We start from the raw sequence: 7,334 nt of genomic DNA, 5'->3' as shown, positions 1-7,334 counted from the left end.
GCGGTCGGCTGGCGCCACCAGGCCCGGTGACAACACCCCCCGGATCATGCGTACGACAGGGGCACAGAGTCATGCCGGGCCCGGCGACCGTAACCCCGCCCTACGGGGTCACCAGCAAGGTAACGGGTCGTGACCCGGGGGCTCAGAGGCCGGGGGCGGCCAGGAAGGCCGTCGCCTCACCGCTGACGACGCAGTGCTCGCCGGCGGGCAGGAAGGCGGCCTGGCCCTTGGCAAGTTCGGTGCCCTCGGCGTCGCGCAATGTCCCGTCGATCACCAGCAGGGTGCGGCCGGTCTCGGTGGCGGGCAGCTCCACCTGGATGCCGGGGGTGAGCTCCAGCTGCCAGAGCGCGAATTCCGGCGCCGGGGTGGGATAGCGCAGCAGTCCCGGCGCCTCATCGACGGCCCGCACCAGCTCCACGGGCGCCGCGTCGAAGTCCACCACGGAGACCAGCGCGTCGACGTCGATGTGCTTGGGGGTGAGCCCCCCGCGCAGCACATTGTCCGAATTGGCCATGATCTCGATTCCGGTGCCCTTGAGGTAGGCGTGCAGGTTGCCGGCGGGCAGGTAGACCCCCTCGCCGGGCTGCATGGTGAACCGGTTCATCATCAGGGCGCCCAGGATCGAGCTGTCGCCCGGGTAGAACTCGTCCAGCAGCACCGCGGTGCGGCAGAAGTCGCCGAAGGCGCCCTCCTCACCCACATGCCGCACGCACTGGGCGGTGACGGCATTGACCAGGTCCCGACGTTCGTCGCTCTGGCCCAAGGCGTCCAGAAAGACCTCGGCCAGCCCGGCCGAGCCGCTGCGCAGTCGCAGGGGGGCCACCATCTGGTCCAGTTCGGGAATGTCCAGGGCCTCGAAGAGCTCGACGGTCTGCTTCGGGTCCCGGAAGCCACACAGGGCATCGAAGGGGGTCAGCGCCAGCATCAGTTCGGGCTTGGGCCAGTCATCCTTGTAGCTGCGGGTGGGGTCGTCCAAGGCGACGCCGGCCTGGTTCTCCCGGGCGAAGCCCTCCTCCGCCTGGGCGCGCGACGGGTGTGCCTGCAGGGACAGCGGCCGGTTGGCGGCCAGCACCTTGAGCAGGTAGGGCAACCGGGGGCCGAACTCCCGCACGCTGGCCTCGCCGACGATCCCGGGCCGGTCGGCGATCAACTCGGCCAGGTTCTGATCGCCCACCGTCGACGGGGCGCTGGCGTGCGCGCCCAGCCAGTACTCGGCCTGTGGCTCGCCGGTCTCCGGGAAGCCCAGCGTCTCCGGGATCGCGGTCACGGATCCCCAGGCGTAGTTCTGGATGGCTCCCGACATCGGCTGCATCGTCTGGTCCTTCGCGTAGTGGTGGTTCAGTGGGTCGTGGTGGGGGCGCAAGTGCCCATCCAGTCTGGCAGGTTCCTGGTTCTCCCGTCGCCGCGCCTGTCCTGCGCGGCACGCCGACAGACCTAGAATCGAGCGCATGTCTGAAGCCCTGCAACGTGACGAATGTCCGCCCCTGAGCGAGTCGCAGGCTGCCCTGCTGGACTTCGAACGGGACTGGACCGGCGGCCGCGCGATGCGGGAGCAGGAGATCCGCGCCCGCTTCGACCTCTCCCTGCCGCGCTACTACCAGCTGTTGAATCAGCTGATCGACAGCCCCGCGGCCCTGCGGCACGATCCCCTGCTGGTCAAGCGCCTGCGCCGGTTGCGGGAGCAGCGCCAGCGGGCGCGTTCAGCCGCCCGGCTGCCGCGCTGAGGGGGCGTCGGCCCGGGGGCCTCGGGGCTTTCGCTGGCGGCGGAAGCGCTGGTGCCCGGCTCTCAACGGGTCTAGCGTCTAATCCATCCTCCCGGGAGCTGCCGGGTTCGACAAGAAGGAGAAGTCCTATGGGTTTCGCAGACAAGGTTCAGAACGCCAAGGACCAGGCCGTCGGCAAGGTCAAGGAGACCGCGGGCGACGCCACCGACAACGAGCAGCTCCAGACCGAGGGCGCAGCCCAGAAGTTCGACGGGGATGTCGGCCAGAAGGTTGAGCAGGGCAAGGACAAGCTCAACGATGCGGTCAATGACCTGAAGAACTGATTCGGTCACGCTGACTCGCGGAACGCCCGTCGCCTCGTGCGGCGGGCGTTTTGCATGTCCACTTGGGCTTGCTGGGCGCCTCAGCAGTGGCGGTGGTAGCCGCCATCGGCCAGCCCGGCCTGGCATTCGAAGAAGTTGCCGGTGGCCAGGTTGCCGTGCCGCAGCAGGGACCAGGCGGTCATGGCGCCGTAGAGCGGTAGGAAGGGCAGCCCGGCGCACATGGTCCACTGCCAGGCATGGCTCTCCTCGTGGGCCAGCAGGCCGTCGCGGCGCTGGAAGAGGGCGTCGATGTCCGGGTGGTGGGTGGAGATCACGTTGCCGATGGTGAAGGCGCCGCCGTCGGGATAGCGCCACCGGTAGCCGTCGGCCAGCCACAGGCCGCGCGGCCCGCGCCGCACCCGGGCGCCGCCGGCCAGGGCCAGGCTGAGGCCCAGCGGGGTGGACAGGTTCAGCCAGTTGCCCAGAGTCCGGGCGAGCAACATCGGGCGGGTGGCGGGTTGCCGGCCGGGTGAGGGTCTGGACACGGCACCATTCTGCCCGCGGCGGGGTCGGACGCTTCGGCCGGGCACGGGGATCGTCGCCCGGCCCACGGCCAGCGACAGGGCTTTGCACTCTCTTGTGTCGAGTGCTAAACATGGACTTGGCACTCGACGGGTTCGAGTGCCAGACGTGAGGTTGTGGATGAGGCCCCAGGGGCCGTCCGTCGCGGGCATCGGCAGCCTCAGACCCAGACACTGACAACACCGGGGCCGTGAGCCCCCGACGCGGGAGGACTCCCGAAAGACCATGGCAAAGCTGATCGAATTCAACATCGAGGCCCGCCGCGGGCTGGAGCGTGGCATGAACACGCTGGCCGACGCGGTCAAGGTCACCCTCGGCCCCAAGGGCCGCAATGTGGTGCTGGAGAAGAAGTGGGGCGCCCCCACCATCACCAATGACGGCGTGTCCATCGCCAAGGAGATCGAGCTCGAGGATCCCTTCGAGAAGATCGGTGCCGAGCTGGTCAAGGAGGTCGCCAAGAAGACCGACGACGTCGCTGGCGACGGCACCACCACCGCCACCGTGCTGGCCCAGGCGATGGTCCGCGAGGGCCTGCGCAATGTCACCGCCGGCGCCAACCCGATGGGCCTGAAGAAGGGCATCGAGACCGCCGTCAAGGCCATCAGCGAGGAGCTGGGCAACCTGGCCATCGACGTCGAGACCAAGGAGCAGATTGCCGCCACCGCGTCGATCTCCGCCGCGGACCCGACCGTCGGCGAGATCATCGCCGAGGCGATGGACAAGGTCGGCAAGGAGGGTGTGATCACCGTCGAGGAGTCCAACACCTTCGGGCTGGACCTCGAGCTGACCGAGGGCATGCGCTTCGACAAGGGCTACATCTCCCCCTACTTCGTCACCGACACCGAGCGGATGGAGGCGGAGCTGGAGAACCCCTACATCCTGCTGGTGGACGGCAAGGTCTCCTCGCTGAAGGACCTGCTGCCGCTGCTGGAGAAGGTCATGCAGTCCAGCCGCCCGCTGCTGGTGGTTGCCGAGGACACCGACGGCGAGGCCCTGGCCGGCCTGATCGTCAACAAGATCCGCGGCACCTTCAAGTCCGTGGCCGTCAAGGCCCCCGGCTTCGGTGACCGGCGCAAGGCCATGCTGGCCGACATCGCCATCCTGACCGGTGGCACCGTGATCAGCCAGGAGGTCGGTCTCTCCCTGGAGACCGCCACCCTGGAGCTGCTGGGCCAGGCCCGCAGCGTGCTGGTGACCAAGGACGAGACCACCATCGTCGACGGCGCCGGCGATGCCGACCAGATTGCCGGCCGGGTCTCCCAGATCCGCAAGGAGATCGAGAACTCCGACTCCGACTACGACCGGGAGAAGCTGCAGGAGCGGCTGGCCAAGCTGGCCGGCGGCGTCGCGGTGATCAAGGTCGGTGCCGCCACCGAGGTGGAGCTGAAGGAGCGCAAGCACCGCATCGAGGATGCCGTGCGCAATGCCAAGGCTGCCGTGGAGGAGGGCATCGTCCCCGGCGGTGGCGTCGCGCTGCTGCAGGCCGCCAAGGCCGTGAAGCTGGAGGGCCTGGAGGGCGACGAGCTCACCGGCGCCCAGATGGTGCTGCAGGCCGCCCAGGCCCCGCTGCGCCAGATTGCGCTGAACGCCGGCCTGGAGGGCGGCGTGATCGTGGAGAAGGTGGCCAACCTGCCCGCCGGTGAGGGCCTGAACGCCGCCACCGGTGAGTACGTGAAGATGGTCGAGTCGGGCATCATCGACCCGGCCAAGGTGACCCGCTCTGCCCTGCAGAATGCGGCCTCCATCGCGGCCCTCTTCCTCACCACCGAGGCCGTGATCGCCGACAAGCCGGAGAAGGCTCCCGCCATGCCTGGCGGCGCCGACGGCGGCATGGGTGGCATGGACTTCTGATCCAACCCCGGTGGCCGAGCCAGCCGAGGCCACCACACGAAGTCACCCGCAAGGGCGGTTCCCCATCCCGGGGAACCGCCCTTGTGTTGCGTGGGCGTGTGTTGCGTGGGCGGGGGTACCACCTCCGCTGGGGCAGTGCCAGGCTCAGGTGGCTGCCTCGCTGGTTCGGACCTGGCGCGAGCTCATCGTCGACGAGACGCAGCGAACTGGCTCCTCAGCGGGCTGGGGCCCCGTGACAGGATGCCGATGAGCGCGACCAGGCTGGCCAGGGCGCCCGGCACCAGGCCCGGCGTGCGATATCGGCACTGCAGTTCGCTGGCGGCCTCGGCGTGCACCCTCAGCAGTCCCGAGCGTGCCGTCACCGGGGTCGATCGACCATCGAGCCGGCAGCTCCACCCGGCCTGCGCGGCGGTGGCGACGACGATGTCGCCGGTGACCTCCTCGGGAAAGGTCGCGCTGAGCCGGGAGCGCGCGATCTGGATTCGTGGTGCGACGGCCTGGCTGACCTGTCGCCGCAGCGATTCGTCGTCGAGGCACGCCAGAGCATTGCTGCTGATCAGGGCGTCTCGCCTGATGTTGCCCAGGTGGATCGTGCCCGATGACAGACCGGTCAGAGGCGTCACGCGGCGGTCCTGGAGACCGATGCGACGCCGCTCCCCGGCTGGGGTGGTCCAACTCGCCGTGGCGTCGACGCGTTCTGTCAGCAAGTACAGGGTCTGTCCCGGGGCGCAGCGTGCCGAGATGTCGATCTCTGCCCCGGCGGCCACGGGGTGCTGGCCGAGGACCGCCGGCGTCGGGAAGGCGATGCTCTGGGTGGGCGCGAAGACGGCTGACTCCAGCAGGGCATTGCGTCGGGCGAGCACGGGGGCCAACGGGGCTACCGGGTTCTCGTCGACCTCGGGGGTGGGGGAGACGAGGACTCGGACCATGGGGAAGGCCTTCTGGTGCGCAACCCGGCCGAACTGGGGATCGGCGGCGCGCACCGTGACGGCCAGCAGGGCGTCGAGCGCCGGATCGCTGCGATCGAGCACCATGCGCCTACCGGCTCGCTGGGGTTTCCCCAGTCCGGTGAGGGTCTTGGCGACGTCGCCGTTGATGGTGGAGCTGTAGTACGGCAGCGATGGGTACTTGAGGGTCAGCGGTTCGTTGAGCGCGGTCAAGTACGTCTGGCCAGGTGCCGGGGCACCACCGACGCGGCCGGTGGGCCAGCCAGCCTTCACGGTTGCCTGGGCGGCGCGTTCGGTACGCTTCGCGGTCACCGCATCCTCCAACGGGGCGACGGCGAGGAAGCGGCGGGAATGCTCGTCGACGAACCCCGCGCAGGCCACCATCTCCGCTGTGCAGGCCAGCGCGAGCATCCCTGCCACGACGGCCTCGCCCCGGGGCCAGCGGTGCGGCAGGGCCACGATTCCCAGGCCCACGGCCAAGCAGATGCTCCACCCCATCGCAAGCCGCGAATCGACGTACAGGTTGTGGACGCCGACATCATCCACCCGTGCGGCGAGCCAGAGCACGAGGCAGGTTCCGGGAACCAGGGCAAGAGGCTTCGGAGAGACGGTCCGGGTGGCCGCGTCGCGCAGGGAACCCTGCTGCAGGCCCAGCATGGCGGTGATGGCCATGAAGCCGCAGATGACGAAGGAGTACCGGAAGGGATTGCCATTGGGAGTGTCGAACAGGTTCCAGACCATCACCACGGCCGGGACCTGCATGCTGGCCACCATGGCGCCCAGGGCCAGTGGCCACGGGAGTGATTCGCGCAGCCGGAGGCCATGGGGCACCACCAGGCTTGCCGCCAGGATCACCGTGACGGTGCCGGTGAAGATCATCGGCGTGCTCGCCACGCCTTCGGTGAAGGGCAGGATCCGGCTCCAGATGGCCTGCTGGGGCAGGGGCTCCAGCGGGGCCGTGGGATAGGGGATGCCCCGCCCGACGGCCAACGCGGTGGGCAGCAGCAGCACGGCGTCGAGCAGCACGCCCAGGAAGCCGGTCATGATGAGGCGGCCCAGGCTGCCCAGGGCGGTGCGCCAACCCGACGCGGTGCTGGCCAGCCAGGTGAGCAGGAAGAGACCGGCCCCCAGACTGGCCATGTAGGCGCTGTAGAAGTTGGCCCACCAGACCAGGGCCACCAGGAACGCGGCCCCTATCGGGCGGCGACGCTCGACGGTCCACCGTGCCGCGAGGCACAGCAGGGGGAAACCGATCAGTCCGTCCAGCCACATGGGGGTGAAGACCCCCAGCTCGAAGACCCAGGCGGAACTCGCATAGCCAGCGCCCAGGAATACGGCCGGCCACCAGGCGCTGCGGGGGGTCAGGCGGGTGAGCAGCCCGGTCATCGCCGCGGCCGCCAACATCACCTTCAGCAGGACCAGCAGGGCCACGGCCAGGTCCACGTGGCGCGCCGGGACGACGGCGAGCACGACGTTGAGCGGGCTCGCCAGGTAGGTGACGTAGTCGGGCAGGAAACCGACACCGGCCCCGCTGAACCAGTTGAACTCGGGGCCGATCATCGGGTTGCCGTGGAGCAGTTCGGCCAGGGCGTGGTGGAAGGGGAGGTATTGCGTCCCGAAGTCGCCCATTGCCCGGGACCGCGTGCCGAGCGGCCACAGATGGCTGCTGCGCAGGACGGCCAGATGGATGAGCCCGGCGAGCAGGGCAGCCAACCCCGGGGGAGCCACCCGGTGGAGGGTGTGGGTGGTCACGCGTCGGGGCGGCAAGGGTGCTCCTGGGAAATCTGGAAGGCGAGTGCTCCCGTGGGGGACGAGGCTGGTGGTCAGCAGGGAGCCTCGATTGGTGATCAGCGTACTTTCCATCGTGGTGCCCTGCTGTCGCGAGGCCGCCAATCTGCCCCGGCGTACCGGGAAGTGATGGAGATGGG

Annotated in this window: 6 protein-coding genes; 3 read left to right on the top strand and 3 right to left on the bottom strand. The window is 69.4% G+C overall.

What is annotated here, in order from left to right; genetic code table 11:
• Positions 1–142: 142 nt before the first annotated feature.
• Positions 143–1,312, bottom strand: a complete 1,170-nt coding sequence (gene manA / locus AAEX60_RS16125; RefSeq protein WP_342105010.1) for a mannose-6-phosphate isomerase, class I — start codon at positions 1,310–1,312, stop codon at positions 143–145.
• 136 nt (positions 1,313–1,448) lie between these two features.
• Here manA and AAEX60_RS16120 point away from each other — a divergent pair, with 136 nt between their 5' ends.
• Together AAEX60_RS16120 and AAEX60_RS16115 are read left to right on the top strand one after the other, a co-directional pair.
• A complete protein-coding gene (locus AAEX60_RS16120) occupies positions 1,449–1,724 on the top strand; it encodes a DUF3263 domain-containing protein (protein WP_342105008.1) in 276 nt (91 codons plus the stop codon).
• Between the two features lie 128 nt (positions 1,725–1,852).
• A complete protein-coding gene (locus tag AAEX60_RS16115; protein ID WP_342105005.1) occupies positions 1,853–2,047 on the top strand; it encodes a CsbD family protein in 195 nt (64 codons plus the stop codon).
• A gap of 80 nt (positions 2,048–2,127) precedes the next feature.
• Here AAEX60_RS16115 and AAEX60_RS16110 read toward each other — a convergent pair whose 3' ends face one another.
• A complete protein-coding gene (locus AAEX60_RS16110) occupies positions 2,128–2,571 on the bottom strand; it encodes a hypothetical protein (protein WP_342105003.1) in 444 nt (147 codons plus the stop codon).
• Between the two features lie 262 nt (positions 2,572–2,833).
• Here AAEX60_RS16110 and groL point away from each other — a divergent pair, with 262 nt between their 5' ends.
• Positions 2,834–4,459, top strand: a complete 1,626-nt coding sequence (gene groL, locus AAEX60_RS16105; protein ID WP_342105001.1) for a chaperonin GroEL — start codon at positions 2,834–2,836, stop codon at positions 4,457–4,459.
• Positions 4,460–4,641: 182 nt separating this feature from the next.
• Here the strand turns inward: groL and AAEX60_RS16100 are convergent, their stop codons facing one another.
• Positions 4,642–7,158 carry a YfhO family protein gene (locus AAEX60_RS16100; RefSeq protein WP_342104999.1) on the bottom strand — a complete coding sequence of 839 codons (2,517 nt, stop codon included), beginning with the start codon at positions 7,156–7,158 and terminating at the stop codon, positions 4,642–4,644.
• Between the last annotated feature and the right edge of the window lie 176 nt (positions 7,159–7,334).

It is taken from the genome of Luteococcus sp. H101, from assembly GCF_038433155.1.
Taxonomy (GTDB): domain Bacteria; phylum Actinomycetota; class Actinomycetes; order Propionibacteriales; family Propionibacteriaceae; genus Luteococcus.
Note: the sequence above shows the minus strand (reverse complement) of the source record. Positions and strands in the feature narration are given on the sequence as shown.